Raw genomic sequence first — 20,966 nt, 5'->3', positions numbered from 1 at the left:
AGAGTAGCCTTAGGCTAATACATTTCGTCGGGGCAGGCGGCGCGAGCTTCCGTGGGAGGCACTTGCGGCGGCCGCACACCATTGAACAGCGAGAAGCTAGGCGAGAAATGGATGGGCACGGTAAAGGTCATGGCGGTAGGCACGTTGTATTCGCGGCCCGGCTGAAATGCAGGCAAGCTAGCTACCACCCGCCGAGCCTCCAGGTCGGCTTCAGGCGACAGGCCCTGCACTACCCGCACCTGCCCTACCTCGCCTTTTTCGTCCACGGTATAGTTTACATACACCTTGCCGGTGATACCCTTGCGGCGCGTATTGCGCGGGTACGCCGTGTTGTGCGCAATATAATTGAGCATGGCAGCCTCGCCGCCCGGAAACAGCGGCAGTTCCCGCTTGTGCAGCTTGCTCACATACGGGGAGCCGTCTTCGTTGAAGAATGCCAGAGCTGGCCCCTTCTCCCGGCTAGGGAGTTCAATAGCGCTTAGCTGGCCATTATCGTAGAAATAGCGCCACTCACCCACTGGCTTACCACCTACATAGCTGCCTTTCGAGCGTTTTTGGCCGTTGCGGTGCACGCTGATCCAAGTTCCCACCCGTTGTCCGTCGGCGTATTCGCCGCGCTGGCTCACGCGGCCATCTTCGTACCAGGCCACATACATCCCATCGGCTTCGTCGTTGCGATAATGGACCTGAGCTGCCTTGGGTCCGTTGGGATGGTACCAGGTTAGGACACCGGTCCGCACGACCGGCTCAATGGAGGCCAGCGTACCGCGTAGCAGCAACGTTCCATTCAGAGAGTATTCACGCATTGCGTAGGTTCCAAGCAGCTCGTTTTTATGGTCGATAACCCGGTAATGCGTGGCACTGTCCGGTACGGTAGCTTCGTCTCTACTGTTGAGGTAGACGGCCGGCATGCTTTGGGCCGCACCAGCCAGCGGAAGCGCTAGTAACATTCCTAAAAACACGACGTAGCAGGCTTTCATGAGCTAGGCATAATGTGGGTAAGCTCAGGAAATATACAGCCCACTTGCCTGTCTCCCAAGCTCTTCACGAATTGTTCAGAAAAATCCAGCTACATTCCTATAGCTGGCTCGAAAGCCCGCCATCGACCATCTTTCACCTTACTTTTCTGCCCTATGTACCGCTTCTTTTCTTACCTGCTCCTGCTGACTCTGCTAGCCCCAGCCGCACTGGCCCAAACCACTTCTACCACCACCGCAAAACAGACACCGAGCAAAGCGTCGGTTTCCTCAACGCGGACCAAAACAGTGGCTAACCCAGCCATGACCAGTAGCACCTCTACTACCAAAACGGCCGGCACTACTACGCGCACTGCTATCAAAACCAAAACCGACGGTTCGCCGGACCGACGCTACAAAGAGAACAAAACAACGACAAGCCGTGTAACCGGCCCTGTAAAAAAGGACGGCACCGCCGATATGCGCTATAAGGCAAACAAATCGGTTCAGACGACCAAAACCACTGTGAAGCAGTAGTTCAGCCAAGCGCCACATATGCAAGAGGCCGTTTCCCAGGGAAGGAAACGGCCTTTTGCGTTGATATAGGCAGGATTACAGCAGCTGGATAGGCCGGTTGAGAGTTTCTTCCAGTACAATAAGCGTTTCTGTGCGCTCAATACCTTCTATCGGCTGCATCTGGTCGTGTAGCACGTCGCGCAGGTGTTGCGTATCACGGCATACGAGGCGCGCAAAAATTCCGTAGGCGCCGGTAGTGAAATGAATGCTAACCACCTCAGGAATAGCGCGCAACTGCTCCGCTACACTGGCATACACAGAACTCTTGAGCAGATAGATGCCTAAAAAGGCATTTACTCCAAAACCCAGCTTCTGGTAATCGATTTTCAGCGTGGCACCTTTCACGATTCCTAGTTCTTCGAGACGTGCCATCCGGACGTGTACCGTGCCACCGGAGACATGCACCTTCCGGGCAATTTCAGTGTAAGGCGTCTTGGCGTCTTGGATCAGGAGGTCCAAGATTTTGCGGTCGGTGTCGTCAAGTTCGTAATTCTTGGCCATTTTGAAGTGTTTTGACTATATATATTTAAATCAAAAGGTGTGTTTATTAAAAACATTGTAAATTTTCAGCCGCATCACTGCTAAAATTTTACAATTCCAGCCAAAGGACTACATTTGTCATAATCCAACGCAAGCGGCGTGGACCAACAGTGTAGAGTGATGAAACTGGCAGACATACCCTCCTCTCTCGGGGGTGGTGATTCGGGAAAAACTGGTCCGGCGGCCGGCTAACCACACCGTGGAGGTTCGAATCCTTCTTCTACAGCTTACTGGGTGGATTATGTGAGGAGGGAAAAACCGGGACGTATCTGGGTGGGTGCGTTCCTTTTCAAGAGGCGGCATCTGGGTGGGTGCCGCCTTTTTTTTGTCCATAGGGCTCAAGCCTGCTGTCATTCGTACTTGCTCCAGAAAGGCTGATTTTCGCTTCCTGTGGCTGCAAAGAACGGAAAATAAGCCCGTGCAGCCTACCTATATTTCAAACAAACCGTGGATTTAAGATAAATTCCGCAAATGCCCGGTTTTGCGTCCCTCGGCCCCGCCTGTTCAGCTTGGCTACGCTATTTGCGCCGGTTCTCTTTCTCTGAGACGGAACGTATCCTTTGCGAATTCCTTCGTAAAGGATGCGTTGATACTACACTCCCCGGGACTTATTCTACTAAAAAAGCAAAGCCCGCTCCCAGCAATAACTGGGAGCGGGCTTTATTGATAGGTGCCACAAGCTGCTATGTCGGGGGCTACTTAGTAGCAGCATTCTGCTCCTTAAAGCGGGCCAAGCCACTATCCAGAAACTTCACAAAACCCTCCACATTGGGTTCGTACGCAATTGGGGTAGTAAGCGTGTGTTGCACATCCGCTGGAGCATTGGGGTCCAGGAGTACGTAATATGGCTGGGCATTCACGTTGAAGCCGGAGAGTTGCAGGTCAGCGTTTTTCTTACCCAGCGTGGTTTTCAGCTTGTTGTCATATGCCGAGGTGTACCACTCATTTTTCGGCAGCTCAGCCTTATCATCCACATACAAGGCCACCACCACAAAGTCCTCGCGCAGACGCTTCAGTACCTGCGGATCCTTCCACACGGTGGCTTCCATCTTACGGCAATTCACGCAGGCGTGGCCAGTGAAATCGACAAAGATGGGTTTGCGCTGAGCTCGGGCGCAACGCTGAGCCTGCTCCAGGTCGAAGTAGCCCTGCAGGCCGTGTGGCAATTCCAGAAACTCGCCGTAGCGTGGAGGCTCGCATTGAGCATTGGGCAACGAGGCCGCTCCCGCTGTAGGCAGCATAGAGCCTTCGGCCAGTGAGAAGTCGTTGCGGCTCTGGGGAGGCAGATAGCCAGCCAGCAGCGGCAGCGGAGCACCAAACAGGCCCGGAACCAAATACGTCATAAAGCTGAAGGCTAGTACGGCCATCAGCAGGCGGCCCACACTCAAGTGCGGCAAATCGGAGTCGTGGGAAAGTTTGAAGCGGCCCAGCAGATACAGACCCAACAGGCCCGACAATGCAATCCACAGAACCAGATAAATGTCGCGCGGCAGCAGGTTCCAGTGGTACGCGAGGTCGGCCATGCTCAGGAATTTGAGCGCCAGCATCAACTCCACAAAGCCCAGTACCACTTTCACCGTATTCAGCCAGCCACCGGAGCGCGGCAGGCTTTTCAGCCACGCTGGGAAGATGGCAAACAGCGTGAAGGGCAGGGCAAACGCCAGCGAGAAACCCAGCATGCCAATAACCGGGGTGAGACGCTGCCCTTGCGCGGCCATGGTCAGGATGGTGGCCACAATGGGGCCAGTGCACGAAAACGATACTACCACCAGCGTGAGGGCCATGAAAAATACCCCGCCCCAGCCGCCTTTGTCGGCCTGGGCGTCAATCTTGTTTACCATGCCGTGAGGCAGCGTAATCTCAAACAGCCCCAGAAACGACAGGCCAAATACAACGAATACGGCAAAGAAAATCAGGTTGGGCAGCCAGTGCGTGCTGATGAGGTTGAGCCCGTCGGCGCCGAGTAGCACGGTTACCAGCAGGCCAACCACCACATAGATGAAGATGATAGACAGACCATAGACCACAGCTTTCAGGATACCACGCTGCCGGCTGTCGGAACCACTCGTAAAAAACGAAACGGTCATCGGAATCAATGGGAATACGCAAGGAGTAATCAGAGCACCCAGTCCAAACAAAAAAGCTCCGAAAGCAAACCCCCAGAGCCCTTCTTTCGCAGGATCTACCGTGCCATTGTCGGGTGCGGCGGCAGCTGCCTTCTCAGCTGGCACCGTGGCCATACCGGCAGCAGGGACCACCGAATCTGGAGGGGCGGAGGGGGAAACTACGGCGGCAGTAGCCGGACTGTCTGCTGCAGAAACAGCTGCTACGCCAGGTACTACAGGCGCAATAGAAGCTCCATCAGGTGCCTCTGGCTTGGTAGGCTTGCCGGTAGCAGGCGTAGCCGCCGGGGCAGCAGTACCGCTTACCTGAATAGGTCCGAAGCTCAGGCTTTCCTCACCGGGAATGCATCGGCCGTCCACATCAGTGCAGGTCTGGTACTCTACTTCGGCCTTGATGGTAAGTGGGCCGGGCTGCAATACCCGTACCCGCTGCTTTATCTGGCCGGTTTTCTCGAAATACGTGACGTCACCTTTAAATACTTCATCGAAGTGCTTCTGCGAGCCCACCGATTTGGGCTTGCCGACCAACTCGTAGGCTGGATTCTTAGCAAACGTGAAAGTAAAAGGCACCGGCCCCAGGTCGGGGTCGAAGTCGGTGGCGTAGAGGTGCCACTTATCATCAATACGCGCATTTACAATAAGGTCTACCTCTTCACCTACCTTGGCGGCGGGCCGGCTTAGCGCTACGCTGAGCTTGGTGGGAGTGAGAATCTGGGCAACGGCCCCGAGCGCCGTGAGCAACACGAGCAGCAAGGACAGCACTATGGTTTTGCGGACAAACATCAGCGGAAAGAAAACAACTACAATTGCAAGCCCGGCAAAGGTCGGGAGAAACGCTAACAGCGGAGCGAGTTTACCGGTTTTTTAGTGGACTGGTTTCTTCACCGATGGCACAGCCAGAAACTCCGCCGGAACCGCTTGCGCAGAATCACGTACTTTTGCAATACCAAGGCATCTGGGCCGCGTGAGCCCGAGTTGCCGAACCTATGATCTTAAATATACTCCTTACCGTTCTGCTTGTGTTGCTGAACGGATTTTTCGTAGCGGCAGAATTTGCCTTCGTTAAAGTCCGCCCGTCTCAAATCGACATCAAGGCCCAGAGCGGCAACCGGCTGGCCAAGCTAGTGCAGAGCATGCTGCACGACCTCAATTATTACCTCTCGGCCACCCAACTGGGTATTACAGTAGCCTCCCTGGCCTTGGGTTGGGTAGGCGAAAGTGTAGTGGCGGCCGTCGTACTGGCTATCATCGACCAACTGGGCCTGACGCTCACGCCTACCGCAGTTCACCAGATTGCCATTGCTACTTCCTTCACGCTCATCACCATTATGCACATTGTGCTAGGTGAGCAGGCGCCCAAGGTACTAGCCATTCAGAAGCCGGAAACTACTTCCATGGCCATTGCCATTCCGCTGCGGGCCTTTGCTTTCCTCACCTTTCCGCTCATCTGGGTCCTCGACCGGCTGTCGAACATGGTTGCTGGCCTGTTCGGTGGCAGTGCCACGCACGGCTCCGAGGTTCATACTTCCGAAGAGCTGCGCCTGCTGCTGGACCAAAGCAAGCAGAGCGGCGAAATACAGGAGTCGGAGCACGAGTTGCTTGAAAACGTGTTCGAGTTCAACGACCGGATGGTGAAGCAGATTATGGTACCGCGCACCAAGCTGGCGGCCATTGATGTGAACACCCCCCAGGATGGCATTCTGGAAATGGTGTATAATGAAGGGTACTCACGTATTCCGGTATTCGAAGGCAATATTGACAATATTGTGGGTGTGCTCTACGTGAAGGATCTGCTACAGATCATTCGTCGGAACGAGCCCATCGAACTGGCCAAAATCATGCGCCCGGCCTATTTCGTACCGGAAACCAAGAAGATTAACCGGCTGCTGCGCCAGTTTCAGCGCAAGCACATGCACATGGCCATCGTCAGCGACGAATTTGGTGGTGTCTCGGGTATCGTTACCATCGAGGACATTATCGAGGAGCTAGTAGGTGAAATCCAGGACGAGTATGACAACGAAGTGCCCGTGGTGGAGAAGATTTCCTCTAACGAGTTTCGCGTCAATACTTCTACCTCTATTTCCGACGCCAACGAGTACCTGCCGTTTCCGCTGCCCGAAGGCGAAGACTACGAAACGGTGGGCGGCCTGCTGAACGTGATTTACGGCAATATTCCGGAAGTAGGCGACGTAGCCGTACTCGACAACTATGAGTTCCGGGTGCTGAAACGCTCCCGCCGGACCGTAGAGTTGGTGCAGCTCAACGTTACGCGGGAGATGGAGCAGGAAGAGTTGGAAGATGAAGGCATGCAGAATATCTGATTCAAGCAGCAGTAACGACAGCGGCCCCGCCTTCACAGGTGGGGCCGCTGTCGTTACTGCTGCTGGCTACTCCACTCCTATTTTAGCCAACTGGCATATAGCACGTAGTTGTCGGCTGTGCGCAGCATATTCTGGCGCTGCTCTTCCGTCACGAGCTTGACTTTGCGAGCCGGTATGCCGGCATAAAGGTAGCCCGGCTCACACTGCGTGTTTTCCAGCACTACTGCTCCGGCCGCCACAATGCAACCCTCTCCTACCACGGCGTGGTCCATCACAATAGCGCCCATTCCTATCAGCACGTTGTCCTCCACGGTGCAGCCGTGTACAATAGCCTTGTGCCCGATGCTAACGCCTGCTCCAATAGTAGTAGCCGCCTTCTGATAGGTGCAGTGCAGCACGGCTCCGTCCTGAACGTTGGTTTTAGCACCGATGCGGATGCTGTTCACGTCGCCACGGATTACGGCATTAAACCACACGGTACACTGTGCACCCAGCGTCACGTCACCTATGATGGTAGCATTGTCGGCCACGTAGCAGTCAGGACCGAGTTGGGGGTGTTTGCCCTGAACAGGCAGAATGAGAGCGGGCATAGCAAAAACGGTAAACTGATGAATTAACGTATTGGATGAGGCTGCAGCGCAAGCACCGCCCCAACCCCATCACCTTATCGTACGAGCATTCGTTTCCAGGTGCCTTTGTCCCAGTTGTATTTGAGGGTGCTGGGCAGTGCTTGCCAGAAATACTTGCTGGTTTCGACGGCGAAGCTGGGCTGCATATAGCAATTGATGGTGCAGCCTTCGCACTGTGGCAGGCGCCCTTCCAGAGCAGCCAGCTGCTGCACTGGCCCGGAGTTATACAGATCGTACAGATTGCCTTCGATAGGAAACTTCCGCTCTCCAAGATGGTAGCAGGGCAGCACCAGCTCGTTGCTGGGCGAAATAACCAGCGTGGTGCTAGCTGCCCGGCACACCGGTGCGGCTACGTGGTTGCCGCCGTCGCGCCGCAACTGAATAAAGGCTTCGTTGAGATACACGCCTTTGCGCTTGCCGAAAGCCGATAGGTAATCTAGTTCTTCGGCTGTCAGCTGCTCGCCAGTTTCCACCGTGTTGTACTCAAACGCCGGATTCAGAATCAGCACCAGTCCGTTCGGCTGCGTGATGTCGTGGTACACGGCTTCCAGATCCTTCAGATTCTCGCGAAATACGGTGAATAGGATATCCGGCCGCTCACCTATTTCTCTTGCCACTCGGATGCTTTCCAGCACAAAATCGTAGCACGCCACCCCGCGGCCTTTATCATGGACCTCCTTTTCGGACGCGTCCAGCGAAAAATGCAGCATATCCACCTTGCCACGCAGTTTTTCAGCGTATTTGGGGTAGAGCAGGCAGTTGGTGGTGAGCGTCGTGATGAAGCCCATGCTGTGCGCCAAACCCACAAACTCGTGAATCTGACGGTGCAGCAGCGGCTCACCGCCCGTAAAGTCTACCACCGATACCCCCAGCCGCTTCAGGTCGCGCAGGTTGCGCTCCACATCTTCCAGCTGAATATAAGGCGAGGGTTTCTCCCAGATGTCGCAGAACGAGCAGCGCGCATTGCACCGGTAGGTGACGTAGTAATTGCACAGAACCGGATGACGAACAAGGCGCATAGTGAGAGTAAAGGTACAGTGCGGATACAAGCCGCAGGTGCTACAACCGCAAAACCCTGAAAATGCTTGCAACCTCTGCCATTTCAGGTCACTCTTCTACTTGACACCCTTACGCCATTGCAATCCTATGCGTCCCTCTCTTTTGCTTTTGTTGGCTGGTCTGCTGACCATTTCACTCGCGACATCCTGCAAGAAAGATGCGGATAGTGCTTCTCACGAAACCAGCGAACTGGTATTCGGGCAGTTCTACGGATTCTGCGCCGGTGAGCGGTGCATTGAAATCTATCGGCTGAATACCGATGCAGGCACTCTGGAAGAGGATACGGCCGACCGATACCCCCATTTAGCACAGGCATATACCGGCCAGTATATTCCGCTGGCAGCCAGCTACTACGCCCAGGTGCGCGACTTGCCACAGCTCATTCCGGCACAGTTGCTCCAGCAACCTGATGGCACCATTGGCACCCCTGATGCGGCCGATGGTGGTGGCTACTATGTGTCCCTTTTCGACAACGGCACCCGCCGTTTCTGGCTGATTGACACGCAGAAAAATAATATCCCGGACGCTCTGCATCCGCTGGTAGACACACTGCGGGTACGCATCCAGCGCCTACCCTAGCAACTCATCAGTGCGGCAATGCCCCCCAAACCGTATCCCACTTGGCAGGGGTAGCAGCTATGGCTTCGGGAGTAGCGGGGCCATAGTACTCCAAATAGTAGTTGCAGAAGACCTTCAGCGGGCACTTGGGGCAGTCGGGCTTTGCATAAAGGCACACGCGCTGCCCGTGCCAGTAGTTGTGCTTGTGAAAGTTGAGCAGGACCAACGAGTCTTTGGGCAGCTGCTCCAGCAGCACCTGATGGGCTTTATCGGCGGAGGCTTTTGGCCCGATCATGCCCACGCGCTGCGCAATGCGGTGCACGTGCGTATCAATGGGCAGCACTGGCTTGCGAAAGTTGAATAGTAGTACCAACGAAGCCGTTTTCAGCCCAATTCCCGGCATATCGTTCAGCCACTGCATGCCACGCTCGGTAGTCCAGTCTTCCAGAAAATCTAGCGTAAACTCGCCCCGTTCGGCCCAAATGCGGCGCAGAATCTCCTGAATACGCGGCGCCTGGGTGTCGGGCCAGCGCGTGGTCCGGATGGCATGTGCCAGTTCGGCCGTGGGGGCTTCCATTACCCCGGCCCAGTCACCGAAAGCTTCCAGCATCCGGTCGTAGGCCAGTTCCTCGTCGGCGTGCGTGGTACGGTGCGAGAGAACCGTAGAAATCAACTCCCGCATGGGTGAGCGGCGCACCGTATCCTGCGACAGAGGTGGGTAAAACGCATTCAGCAGCAAATGGTCCTGCCAGGTTTTTTCGGCTGGGGGAGAGGTATAGGTAGCAGGTGTAGCCATGTGTGCTTGTACCGCCCGTTTCAACCCGAGGTTACGCTCAAGCCGATTTGAAGCCTAATACTTGGCATGCTGCGCTTGTAACAAAACGCAAAAACGGCGGCACCGAAAGGCACCGCCGTTTTGCAGTAGGTAGCTGCCTAGGCAGCAAGTAGGTTAGATAGTGCCTTTCTCGGCAGCCTTCTTCAGTTTCTCGTTGGCGAAAATGGCAACTTCTACACGGCGGTTAGCCACGCGGCCAGCTTCAGTCGAGTTGTCAGCAATTGGCTGGCGTGAGCCGTAGCCCGTCACCGTGAAACGCGAGGCGTCTACACCTTGCTGCTGCGCGTAGTTAGCTACAGCCTGGGCCCGGCGCTGCGAAAGTGGGTCGTTGATGGCATCCGAGCCGCTAGTGTCAGTGTGGCCTTCTACAATAACGTTGGTGTCACCGTACTTCACGAGCGTCTTCGCCAGATCCTGGATATTAGCTTGTGCCGCAGAGGTCAGAGCAGCCGAGTTCTTGGCAAACAGCAAGCCTGAGTCGAAGGTGATTTTGATGCCTTCGCCCACACGCTCCACTTTGGCGCCAGCCATTTCTTTCTTCAGCTCAGCAGCCTGCTTGTCCATGCGGCGGCCAATGAGGGCACCACCGGCACCACCCACGGCAGCCCCAATGATGGCACCTTTTGCCGTGCCTGACTTACCGCCGATTACGCGGCCCAATACTGCACCACCAGCGGCACCACCCAAACCACCGATTACGGCGCCTTTAGCGGTTTTGCTCCAAGGCTTCTTGGTGGTCGTCGTGCCAGCATCTTGGGCCTGCAACGTGCTGGTGCCAAACAGCAGCACAGCCATCATCAATGCGAAAAGGGAACGTAGGTTTTTCATGTGTGAAAAAGGTTGAGGAGTTTCGGAGTTGGTGAAAAAGAACAAGTGGTAGGTAGCGCTATGCCGGCTGGTTTAACTTCCAGAAAAGACAATACCCATTCTATAGTAGGGCAATTTGCAACCACCTTGCCAAAAACGATACAAGCTGCTGAAAATTGTTGAAAAGAGCGTTTACGGCCCTGAAAAGAAGATTTCATGCCCGTGCCAGCGCTGCAAAAAGAACTGACGAACTGAGTTTTACCTGTAAGGATGCTGCTGGAAAAACTTTTTTTTTGCGTGATGCTGGACTGTGTAGCTTTGTATCAACCTACAAAAAAAAGACCGCACTACTCGTGCGGTCTTTTTTTTGGTGCAGCGAAGATTACAACTTGCCGGCTTCGGCAGCTTTCTTCATTTTTTCGTTGGCATAGATGGCAATTTCTACGCGGCGGTTAGCCTGCTTGCCAGCTTCCGTGGTGTTGTCAGCAATCGGCTGCGACGAGCCGTACCCATTGGTCGTGATGCGGGAAGCATCTACGCCCTGGCTTACAGTGTAGTTGGCTACAGCCTGGGCCCGACGCTCCGAGAGGGGGTTGTTGATAGCATCCGAGCCACTGGCATCAGTGTGGCCTTCTACCAGTACGTTCGTGTCGGGGTACTTCTTCAGTACTTCCGCCATCTTCTGGATTTCGGTCATCGAAGCAGCACGCAGGTCGCTCTTGTTGGTATCGAACAGGATGCCCGAGTCGAAGGTAATTTTGATGCCTTCGCCTACACGCTCCACTTTGGCGTTCTGCATGTCACGCTGCAGCTCTTCGGCCTGCTTGTCCATCTTGCGGCCGATGAGGGCACCACCCGTACCACCTACTGCAGCACCAATAATAGCGCCGGCAGCCGTGCCGTTCTTACCGCCAATCACGCGGCCCAGTACACCACCTACTACTGCGCCACCACCGGCACCAATCAGGCCACCCTTGGCGGTGCTGCTCATGCCGGTTTTACGCGGGCCAGTACCGTTGCCGGTTGGTGCGTCCGGAATGTTGGGGTTACGCGACGTGGCGCACGAGCCGAGCAGCAGCGTCAGCGCCATAAACAGGGAAAGAAGAGACTTTGGAGTTTTCATCGAATTGAGTTTTGGGAGTGAGAGATTTTGCGGGATGCTGGTCGTGCTTTACTACTATTCGACTTGAAATGTTCGCCAAATATAGTTTTTATACTATACCGGTCTGAAATTCAAAGCGGAGCAGCCATTTACTCGACCAGCGACAACATGCAGCAAACCTGCATGCAGTACGCATTTTCAACAAGTGTGCCGAACTACAGAGCGCGCTGGGCAATTTTAGCGGTCGGCGTGCTAGCCGCAACGTCCGTTGGCTGCAGCATGCCCAGTAAGTCACTGAGCTGCTGCTTGAGTTGCTTGCGGTCCACGATGAAATCGAGGAAGCCGTGCTCCAAAACAAATTCGGCGCTCTGGAAGCCTTTGGGCAAGTCTTTGCCGATGGTTTCCTTGATAACGCGGGGCCCGGCAAAGCCGATGAGCGCGCCCGGCTCGGCAATATTAAAGTCGCCGAGCATGGCGAAGGAAGCCGTAACGCCACCCGTCGTCGGGTCGGTGAGCAGGGAAACATACGGAATACCAGCCTCCGAAAGCAGGGCCAGCTTCGCCGACGTTTTGGCCATCTGCATCAGCGAGAAGCCAGCTTCCATCATGCGGGCGCCGCCGGAGCGCGAAATCATGAGGAAAGGCAGGCGCTGCTGACGGGCAAAATCAATGGCGCGGGCAATCTTCTCGCCTACCACTGAGCCCATGGAGCCCCCGATAAAGCGGAAGTCCATGGCGGCTACTACCAGGCCCTGGCCGTTGGAGAGGCCGTGGGCGGTGCGCACAGCATCGCGCAGGCCGGTGTTTTTCTCAGTGGCAATGAGGCGCTGCGGATACGCTTTGGTATCCACAAAGTGCAGCGGGTCGCCGGAGTGCATGTTGGTGTCCAGCTCCGTGAATTTGCCCCCATCGAACAGGATTTCGAAGTAGTCGGCTGCGTCAATCCGGTCGTGGTGGTTGCAGTTGCCGCAGGTAAAGAGCAGGCGCTTATGCTCCGCCATGGTAGCCACGGTTTTGCACTCGGGACACTTATACCAGAGCCCATCGGGCGTCTCTTTCTTCTGCTCTGTCGGCGTGACGATGCCTTTTTCTACGCGCTTAAACCAAGACATTCTTACTGTATTAGGAATTGAGAAGGAAGAACAGGGAAGTAATAGCCAGCATGAAGCGCCGGCAGCGAACAAGGAGCTGCAACAAATGCTCTGCTCCTCATTCTTCCTCCCTTGTTGAAATTACGCCAACGTAATAGCGTCGTCCAGGTATACGTCCTGAATGGCATTGAGCAGTTCTACCCCTTCGGCAAAGGGGCGCTGAAAGGCTTTGCGGCCCGAAATTAGGCCTTGTCCGCCAGCACGCTTGTTGATGATGGCCGTCCGGATGGCTTCGTCCCGGTCGGTGGCGCCTTTGCTTTCGCCGCCGGAGTTGATCAGACCAATGCGCCCCATGTAGCAGTTGGCTACCTGGTAACGAGTCAGGTCGATGGGGTTATCCGACGACAGGGTTTCGTACATGGCCTTATGCGTCTTGCCGAAGTTGATTGTGCTGAAGCCACCGTTGTTTTCGGGCAGCTTTTGTTTGATGATATCCGCTTGAATCGTGACGCCAAGATGATTGGCTTGGCCCGTTATGTCGGCTGCCACATGGTAGTCTTTGTCGGCGGTTTTGAAGGCGTTGTTGCGGGCGTAGCACCACAGCACCGTGGCCATGCCCAGTTCGTGGGCGCGCTCAAAGGCGTGCGCCACTTCCACAATCTGGCGGTTTGATTCTTCGGAGCCGAAATAGATGGTGGCGCCTACGGCCGTTGCGCCCAGGTTCCAAGCCTCTTCCACCGATCCGAACAGAATTTGGTCGAACTTATTGGGGTAGGTTAGCAGCTCGTTATGATTGATTTTGACCAGAAACGGAATCTTGTGGGCGTATTTGCGGGCCACCGTCCCGAAGGTGCCGAACGTAGTGGCTACGGCGTTGCAGCCGCCTTCCACAGCCAGCTTGATGATGTTTTCGGGGTCAAAGTACATCGGGTTGGGGCCGAACGAGGCGCCAGCGGTGTGCTCGATGCCCTGATCGACGGGCAGGATGCTCATGTAGCCGGTGCCGGCTAGGCGGCCGTGGTTGTAGAGCTGGCCCAAGCTCCGGATTACCTGCGGCGTGCGGCTGGAAGGCACAAAGCAGCGGTCCAGAAAATCGGGGCCGGGCCGGTGAATCAGATCCTTGCTAATGGTTTTGCATTCGTGCTGGAGCAGCGCTTCAGTTTCGGCGCTGAGGGAGGCAGTGATGGAGGCCATTGGGAACGTGACTAGTGGGCGTGAGCAATACGAAGCCAGCGGAATTGGCGGGCCAAATATAGGCTGAATTTCGGTTGCTTTCTGGGCTGGCATTGCAACATGGGCCGGCTGCTGAGTACCTTGCCGCGGGATATGACGGGCAGTTGGCCCGGTAGCCCGTTCTTCTTCTTTCAACCTCTGCTTCGTGAAAAAACCTGCTTCCAACTTACTTACGCTGGCTATGGCAGCGGCACTGGTGCTGCCCGGCTGCGTGGCCTCCAAAAAGTACGACGACTTGAAAGCCCGTCAGGCCTCTACGGAGCAGGGCAAGGCGGAAGCCGAGCGCCAGCAGCGCACAGCCGTAGCGGAGCTGCGGAAAACGACCGACGAGCTGACCGAAATGCGCCTGCAGAACCGCCGTCTCACCGACGACTCGACCCAGACCGGCAACGCTCTGCGCCGCACCCGCCAGCTCTACACCCAGCTCACCGACTCCTATGATAAGCTGCTCAAGAACTCGGACCGGGAGCTGGCTAACAAGTCATCGGACTACAACAAAGTAGCACAGGACCTGGCCCGCCGCGAAGCCGAGCTGGGCCAGCTGGATGCCGGCCTGCGCAAGAGCCGCGCCGATATCGACAAGCTGAACGCCGACCTGAAAACCCGCGAAGCACGCCTTGCGGAGCTGGAAAAGGCGCTGGCTGAAAAAGACAAAGCCGTAAACGACCTCCGAGCCAGCGTGGCTAACGCCCTGCGCGGCTTCCAGGGCACCGATTTGCAGGTGAAAATGAAAGATGGCAAAGTGTACGTCTCCCTTTCGGAGCAGCTGCTGTTCAAGACGGGTTCTACCAAAGTAGACCCTAAAGGCCAGGAGGCCCTCAAGCAGCTGGCTACGGTGCTCAAAACGCAGCCCGACGTGAATGTGGTGGTAGAAGGCCACACCGATAATGTAGCTTTCAGCCGCCCTACCGCAGCCATGCAGGACAACTGGGACCTGAGCGTGCTGCGTGCCACTGAAATTGCGCGTTTGCTCACTACGGGTGGCGTGCAGCCAGACCGAGTTACAGCGTCGGGACGCTCGCAGTATGTGCCCGTGGCCCAGAACGACTCGCCGGCCAACAAGGCCCTGAACCGCCGCACCGAAATCATCCTGACGCCCAAGCTCAACGAGCTGTTCAAGATTCTGGATTCGAACTCAGCCGCTACCGGCAAGTAGGCTATTTTGTACTTACTCGTATGTATTCAACCAAAAAGCCGGCTCCGCGTGAGGCCGGCTTTTTGGTTGGGGTAAGGCGCAGCAAACAGCTACCGTTGCTCTGCTCTACCGGTTTTGGGATATTAGGCTGGCTGAACCAGGGCTGGAGTGCTTAGATAGGGGTGCCACCAGAAATCTGCCAACGGGCCGGCACTGACTTCTATCCGCTGGCCGGGAGCGGGCAGCAATAGTGTCACGTCTGTTCCGGCAGCCTCTACCAGGCGGTCGGCGGGCTGGTGCCAGCTATGAAAAGCCAGATTGAAGGTAGCCCAATGCAACGGCAGTAGTGCGCCGCCGCATAAGGCACGGTGTGCCGCCAGCGCATGGTCGGGGCCCATGTGGATGTCGGCCCACTGCTCATCCGAAGCGCCTATTTCCAGCATCACCAGATCGAAAGGCCCGTAGGCTTCGCCTATTTCGCGGAAGCCGGACTCAAACGGACCGGAGTCGCCGCCGAAGAAAGCGCGGTGCTGAGGCCCCAGAATGCACCAGGAAGCCCAGAGCGTATTGTCGCGGGTGAGGCGGCGGCCGGTGAAGTGGCGGGCAGGTGTGGCTGCCAGGGTATGCGTCTCTCCTACCCGTACTTCCTGCCACCAATCCAGCTCTGTTATCTGGCTGGCGGGCACACCCCAGCGGCGCAGGTGTCCGCCTACACCCAACGGGCAGAAAAATGGCACTCCCGTCCGCCCTAGTGCCTGGATGGCATCCTTATCTAGGTGGTCGTAATGGTCGTGGGAGAGAATGACGCCATCGAGCTTCGGCAGTTCAGCCAGCGGCAGCGGCGGCGCGAAGAAGCGTTTGGGGCCCAGCGCCACTGGTGAGGCCCGCAGCCGCCACACCGGGTCGGTCAGGAACCGTTTGCCGTCTATTTCAATGAGGGTGCTGGAATGACCGAACCACGTAACGCGCAGCGCATCTGGGGGCACTACCTCAGCCAGCGCAGCCGCATCGGCGCGGAAAGGGCCCAGTGGGCGGCGAGGCTCACGTTCCTCTTCGCCAGTCAGCCACCGGCGCAGCAACAGCCCATAGTTGAAGCCCATGCTGGTCGGGATGGTGTTCAGGTATTTTTTGCCGTTGAAGCGGGAAGGAGTTTTCATTGAAATGGACATGCCGTGTTACGGAGTGTATAGACGACTGCGCACCGTTTTTACTTTACTCTTCCTACCAGATGCGTAAGAATGCTCCTATACCGCCAGCATACGCCAGACCTTTACCAGCAAGGCCAGCCGCTAACGAAGCAACGTGTACTGCAGCGGACGCCCGGCACCAGTTGTGAGGCGCAGATAGTACATGCCCGGCTCAAAAATCAGCGAGGAAAAGTCCAGCTCCATCTGCCGGCTGCCCGGTGCCATTCGGGTTTCGCCTCGCATCATCTCGCGGCCTACCGGTGAGAGCAGCACATACTGAACTGTAGCCCCCATTTCGGTGGGCAGTTCCAGCGTATAGCGCCCGGCGGGAGACGGATTTGGATATACCGCACTGGGCAAGGGCAGGGTGAGAGTGGCAGAAGAAGAAGAGGCCGTCGTGCGGGCAGCCGTCGTGGTCCGACGCCACACTTCTATTCCCGACAGATTCAGGTTGCCGCCGCTGCCAACCAGTTGCAGCGTACCGGTCGTAGTCAGCGTCACGTCGTAGGGGCCCAGCTTGGCCCACACCCCCGCCGACCCGGTGTTGTAGTTGCTCTGTACCGTTTGCCCGTTCAGGGCCAGCGACACGATTTGCGGATAATTGTCCTCCCAGACATACACCCACACCCGGTACTGGCCCGCCGGCACGGCACTGAGCGTGGCCGTCAGGCTGCTCAGGCTGTAAGCGGAGCTACGAATCATGCTGGTGCGCGGGGCATCGGTAGCGGGCACCAGCGGCACGGCCGTGGTCGAAAACGTCAGGCCGTTAGTAGAAAAGCCAGTTGCCGTGCCGGCCTCCCAGGCATTACCGTCCAAGTTCAAGGCTGTCCCTCCCACGTTGATAGCCCGGTAGAATGTATAGACGGGCGTGCCGGTGGCCGGGTTGACCACCACTGTTACCTGGTCAGCGGCGCTGCTGGCTCCGGTGTTATCTTGCACACTAAGGCTGAACACGTAGCTGCCGGCCACCAGGCCACTCACCGTGGGCTGCGCCACGCTCGTGGAAGAGAAGAGCGCCGTATTCGGGCCACTTACCTGACTCCAGTCGTAGCTGCTGATGGTGCCATCGGCATCAGTGCCCGCTCCCTGCAGCGGCGTGCTGCTTACGGGCAGCGTCAGCGCTACGTCCGGCCCGGCATTGGCTACCGGCACTTGGTTGGTGGGCGCAGTGCCATTCAGACGCCAGACCTCGAAGCCGGAGAGGTTGATAGTGCCGCCCGTGCTGGTTAAAGCAAGCGGCCCAGCGGTGGTCAGCGTCACATCGTAGGGGCCCAGTTTAGACCATTTGCCAGCCGTGCCGCTGTTGTAGTTGCTCTGCACCGTTTGCCCATTCAGGGCCAATGAGAAAACTTCCGGATAGTTGTCTTCCCATACATACAGCCATATCCGGTACTTCCCTGCCGGCACACCGCTCAACGTCGCACTTAAGCCCGTCACTTTCCAGGCGGAGCTACGAATCATGCTGGTGCGCGGGGCATCGGTAGCGGGCACCAACGGCACGGCCGTGGTCGAAAACGTCAGGCCATTGGTAGTAAAGCCAGTTGCCGTGCCTGCCTCCCAGGCATTACCGTCCAGACTTAAGGCAGCTCCGCCTACATCAATGGCCCGGTAGAAAACATAGGTACCACCGCCCGTAGCTGAGTTAACCAGCACTGTTACTTGGTCGGCGGCACTACTGGCGCTGGCGTTATCCTTGACTATGAGGCTGAACACATAGCTACCGGCCACCAAGCCACTCACCGTGGGCTGGGCTGCCGTCAGGGAAGAAAACGTTGCCGTATTCGGGCCACTCACCTGGCTCCAGGCGTAACTGCTGATGGTACCATCGACATCAGTGCCCGCTCCCAGCAGCGGCGTGCTGCTTACGGGTAGCGTTAGTGTCACATCCGGCCCGGCATTGGCCACCGGCACCTGGTTGGTGGGCGCGGTGCCGCCTATGCGCCATAGTTCCAGCCCCGACAAATTCATTGTGCCGCCGGTGCTGGTGAGGGCCAGCGTGCCGCTGGCCACCGTTACATCATAGGGTCCGAGCAGGCTCCAGGTGCCGGCCGTACCGCTATTAAAATTGGTCTGCACCGTTTGCCCGTTCAGAGCCAGCGAGTAGGTTTCGGCATTATTATCTTCCCAGACGTAGGCCCACACCCGGTACTGGCCCGCTGGTATGCCGCTCATTGTCGCTGTCAGGCCGCTTGGGTTGTAGGCCGAGCTGCGAATCATGCCCGCGCGCGGCGCATCAGTGGCCGGCACCAAGGGCACGGTATTGTCGGAGAAGATGTAGCCATTGGCAGTGAAGTTGGCCGCAGTGCCCGCCTCCCAGGCATTGCCATCCAAGCTTAAAGCCGCTCCGCCCACGTTGATAGCGCGGTAAAACGTGAGGCTTGGCGCCGTGCTGCAGTCGGGGTTCAGGCGCATTTCTTGGGTGGTAGCCAGTCCGGCCGCGTCCGTTACGGTCAGCACCACGCGGTAGTAGTAGGTTTCGGCGCCGCAGCCCACGGGTGTAGTCGTCAGGCTGCCCTCGGTGGTGGTCTGGATGGGCTCGGGGTGCTGGTGGTCGGCGTGATGCAAGAAGCACTGCCACTGGTAGCTCAACTGCCCCGGACCGTGCTGCTGATCAGTTACCGTGGCACGTAGCACGAACGTGGTTTGCGTGGCTATCGAATACAGGGTATTGGGTGCTGGACTGGTAATCGTGACCTGAGGAGGCGTGTTATTAGCCGAAATCAGCAGAGTGGTCTGGCCGGAAGCACCCTGCGGATCCGTTACGGTGAGCCGAACTGTATAGGCGGCAGGGGCCGTGGTGGACGTGGTGAACGTGTGCGCCGGATTGGCAGACGTGCTGCTGGCTCCGTCCCCAAAGTCCCACAAGTAGGTCAGGGGCTGGCCTTCAGGGTCAGTGGAGGTGCTGCCCGTAAACTGCACGGCCAATGGACTGGGGCCAAACTGCTTGTTGGAACTGGCTGTTGCTACCGGCACTTGGTTGACCGTGGTGTAGGTGACATGCACAATTTCAGAAGGAAAATTGATGTAGTACAGCCCAGGCTGGGTAGGATGCACCGCCAAGCTCACTGCAACTGCTCCATCCGTAATAAAGTCCCGCACGGCAGACGGCGTATTGGCGCTGCTTACGGTCATGTTGCGGATCCAGCCCCCAGAGTAGTCACCAAAGAAATAGGTATTCTGATAGCCGGCCGGGAAGTCGTTGTACGGGTAGAACACACCGCCCACGCTGGCACTCCCCCCAAACTGCGGCCCCGAAACCGGGGAACCAGCCGCTCCGATATTGATAGTGCCTGCGGTATTGCCCGTGAAGATTCCGGTTCGGGAAGGACCAGTACCATGGTGCCAGTCGATGAGCGGGCGCGTATGCACGAACGTGGGTATCGACGCCGGAATGGTTTGGCCGGAAGCGCAGGGATTGGGGAAGGTGGCGGTGCCGCTGGGCGTAGCCTGATTTATCAGATTCTTGAAATAAAAATATTCCTGGGTACAGCCGTTGATGCCAAACTGCGGATTGGGCGCGTAGAAGTTATACTGGCTAGGCCCCTGGTACGTGGTATTGGCCTCCAGCCCTTCATACAGTGGCCAGCCCATATTTTGCCCGGCCCGGCTCACTACTTCCACTTCTTCCCACGTGAAATAGCCCACATTGCCAACGTACAGGGTTCCCGGGTTGCCATCAGCAGGATTGGTGCTACCGGTACCGGGTTTTCGCGTCATCCGAAATGGGTTCCGGAAACCCAAAGCCCACACCTTAGACCGCGCTGCCTGCGGATTGGAAGCCACATAGAACGGGTTGCTGGGCACACCGGCCCCGGTTTCCGGATCGAGGCGCAGAATCTTACCGTTCAGGCAGTCTACTGCCTGGGCCCGGAAGGCCCCGACGTTGTCTTTGCTGGTCATCATCCCATCTGCCAGAGCTTGGGCGTAGTAGGTGTTGGGGTTGCTTCCGTAGTCGTTGTCGGAGCCGTGGGCGCCGTCGCCGACCGAGGCCAGCAGCGTCCCATCGGACCCGAAAACCAGACTGCCCGCGCTGTGGCTACGCTCCAGGCATATCACCCCCGTCGATTTAGTGGCGCCCAGCAGAATCTTCCGGCTCGCGGCACTTACGCTGTACTGGTTTCCTGCGCGGGTGGCCGTGTAGCGGGTGAGGCGGCTGATGCTTGCGCTGAAATAATCGTTGGCAGTAGGGCTATAGGCCGCCGTACCGAAATTCAGAAGATAGTGCCGGTCAACCAGATAAAAAAGGTAGATATACCCGTTGGTTTCAAACTGTGGGTGTAGTGCAAAGCCCAGCAGCCCATGGTCGTTCCAGGCACCTACTTCTTCACTGATATCCAGCAGCAGCGTGCGTTGTCCATTGTACACCACCCAGACCTTGCCACCTCGCTCCCACACAAACATGTGTGTGCCAGAGGCATTAAACGTCAACCCAACAGCCTCATTCCATTGACTGGAAACTACCGTAGAAGTAAACCCACTGGGTGGAGCCTGTGCGCAGGCCACGCTGGATTGTACACAGGCAAGCAAAAAAAGCAGTAGAAAAGAGCAAAGATTTTTCATTTGGCAGAACAATGAAAAAGGGTGTAGGCTACCTGCCCCCACCGTTGGCAGGGGCAAACAGCACGATGCAGAAAGGAAGGGGCTACTGCTTCGGAGAAACAGTAGTGCCGGAGCCGATAGAACGCTCCGCAGAACAGAATGTCGTAGTAGAGTGGTGGGGCTGCGGGAAGGCGCTTAAGGCACTTCTGACGCCTGCCCAGTACTGTAGAGCAGGTGTTCTTCGGCCCAGAAGATGGGCCCGGCTTAGTACAACG

At 56.9% G+C, this 20,966-nt stretch carries 16 protein-coding genes; 4 read left to right on the top strand and 12 right to left on the bottom strand.

Features of this window, described 5'->3' with window-relative positions:
- Positions 1-14: 14 nt before the first annotated feature.
- Positions 15-950 carry an energy transducer TonB gene (locus H4317_RS04670; RefSeq protein ID WP_185888988.1) on the bottom strand — a complete coding sequence of 312 codons (936 nt, stop codon included), beginning with the start codon at positions 948-950 and terminating at the stop codon, positions 15-17.
- Between the two features lie 183 nt (positions 951-1,133).
- On the opposite strand from H4317_RS04670, the gene H4317_RS04665 reads away from it, so the two are divergent.
- Positions 1,134-1,493 (top strand): hypothetical protein, encoded by a 360-nt coding sequence (locus H4317_RS04665; RefSeq protein WP_185888987.1) that lies wholly within the window; start codon positions 1,134-1,136, stop codon positions 1,491-1,493.
- 75 nt (positions 1,494-1,568) lie between these two features.
- Here H4317_RS04665 and H4317_RS04660 read toward each other — a convergent pair whose 3' ends face one another.
- Together H4317_RS04660 and H4317_RS04655 are read right to left on the bottom strand one after the other, a co-directional pair.
- On the bottom strand, positions 1,569-2,033 hold the full coding sequence (locus H4317_RS04660) for an Lrp/AsnC ligand binding domain-containing protein (RefSeq protein WP_185888986.1): 465 nt from the start codon (positions 2,031-2,033) through the stop codon (positions 1,569-1,571).
- Positions 2,034-2,767: 734 nt separating this feature from the next.
- Positions 2,768-4,978, bottom strand: coding sequence for a protein-disulfide reductase DsbD family protein (locus H4317_RS04655; protein WP_185888985.1), 2,211 nt, complete (start codon positions 4,976-4,978; stop codon positions 2,768-2,770).
- Positions 4,979-5,181: 203 nt separating this feature from the next.
- Here H4317_RS04655 and H4317_RS04650 point away from each other — a divergent pair, with 203 nt between their 5' ends.
- Complete coding sequence (locus H4317_RS04650) at positions 5,182-6,516, top strand: hemolysin family protein (protein WP_185888984.1); 1,335 nt, start codon at positions 5,182-5,184, stop codon at positions 6,514-6,516.
- A gap of 77 nt (positions 6,517-6,593) precedes the next feature.
- On the opposite strand, the gene H4317_RS04645 is transcribed toward H4317_RS04650, so the two are convergent.
- Together H4317_RS04645 and H4317_RS04640 are read right to left on the bottom strand one after the other, a co-directional pair.
- A complete protein-coding gene (locus H4317_RS04645) occupies positions 6,594-7,106 on the bottom strand; it encodes a gamma carbonic anhydrase family protein (protein WP_185888983.1) in 513 nt (170 codons plus the stop codon).
- 74 nt (positions 7,107-7,180) lie between these two features.
- Complete coding sequence (locus H4317_RS04640; protein ID WP_185888982.1) at positions 7,181-8,164, bottom strand: radical SAM protein; 984 nt, start codon at positions 8,162-8,164, stop codon at positions 7,181-7,183.
- A 127-nt stretch (positions 8,165-8,291) separates the two neighbouring features.
- Between H4317_RS04640 and H4317_RS04635 the strand changes: the two genes are divergently transcribed.
- Positions 8,292-8,783, top strand: coding sequence for a hypothetical protein (locus H4317_RS04635; protein WP_185888981.1), 492 nt, complete (start codon positions 8,292-8,294; stop codon positions 8,781-8,783).
- A gap of 7 nt (positions 8,784-8,790) precedes the next feature.
- Here H4317_RS04635 and H4317_RS04630 read toward each other — a convergent pair whose 3' ends face one another.
- From H4317_RS04630 to H4317_RS04610, 5 genes are all read right to left on the bottom strand, one after another.
- Positions 8,791-9,558, bottom strand: coding sequence for an endonuclease III domain-containing protein (locus H4317_RS04630; RefSeq protein ID WP_185888980.1), 768 nt, complete (start codon positions 9,556-9,558; stop codon positions 8,791-8,793).
- 153 nt (positions 9,559-9,711) lie between these two features.
- Positions 9,712-10,425 (bottom strand): YiaD family glycine zipper/OmpA-like lipoprotein, encoded by a 714-nt coding sequence (locus H4317_RS04625; protein ID WP_185888979.1) that lies wholly within the window; start codon positions 10,423-10,425, stop codon positions 9,712-9,714.
- A 361-nt stretch (positions 10,426-10,786) separates the two neighbouring features.
- Positions 10,787-11,527 (bottom strand): YiaD family glycine zipper/OmpA-like lipoprotein, encoded by a 741-nt coding sequence (locus H4317_RS04620; protein WP_490707434.1) that lies wholly within the window; start codon positions 11,525-11,527, stop codon positions 10,787-10,789.
- A 194-nt stretch (positions 11,528-11,721) separates the two neighbouring features.
- On the bottom strand, positions 11,722-12,618 hold the full coding sequence (gene accD / locus H4317_RS04615) for an acetyl-CoA carboxylase, carboxyltransferase subunit beta (RefSeq protein ID WP_185888977.1): 897 nt from the start codon (positions 12,616-12,618) through the stop codon (positions 11,722-11,724).
- A 120-nt stretch (positions 12,619-12,738) separates the two neighbouring features.
- Complete coding sequence (locus tag H4317_RS04610) at positions 12,739-13,791, bottom strand: class I fructose-bisphosphate aldolase (RefSeq protein ID WP_185888976.1); 1,053 nt, start codon at positions 13,789-13,791, stop codon at positions 12,739-12,741.
- 184 nt (positions 13,792-13,975) lie between these two features.
- Here H4317_RS04610 and H4317_RS04605 point away from each other — a divergent pair, with 184 nt between their 5' ends.
- Positions 13,976-14,986, top strand: coding sequence for an OmpA family protein (locus tag H4317_RS04605; RefSeq protein WP_260625823.1), 1,011 nt, complete (start codon positions 13,976-13,978; stop codon positions 14,984-14,986).
- 122 nt (positions 14,987-15,108) lie between these two features.
- Here H4317_RS04605 and H4317_RS04600 read toward each other — a convergent pair whose 3' ends face one another.
- Together H4317_RS04600 and H4317_RS04595 are read right to left on the bottom strand one after the other, a co-directional pair.
- Positions 15,109-16,122, bottom strand: coding sequence for an MBL fold metallo-hydrolase (locus H4317_RS04600; protein ID WP_185888975.1), 1,014 nt, complete (start codon positions 16,120-16,122; stop codon positions 15,109-15,111).
- A gap of 132 nt (positions 16,123-16,254) precedes the next feature.
- A complete protein-coding gene (locus H4317_RS04595; protein WP_185888974.1) occupies positions 16,255-20,553 on the bottom strand; it encodes a PKD domain-containing protein in 4,299 nt (1,432 codons plus the stop codon).
- Positions 20,554-20,966: the final 413 nt, after the last annotated feature.

Source organism: Hymenobacter sediminicola (assembly GCF_014250515.1).
In the GTDB taxonomy this organism is placed as follows: domain Bacteria; phylum Bacteroidota; class Bacteroidia; order Cytophagales; family Hymenobacteraceae; genus Hymenobacter; species Hymenobacter sediminicola.
This window is presented reverse-complemented; position numbering and strand designations above follow the sequence as displayed.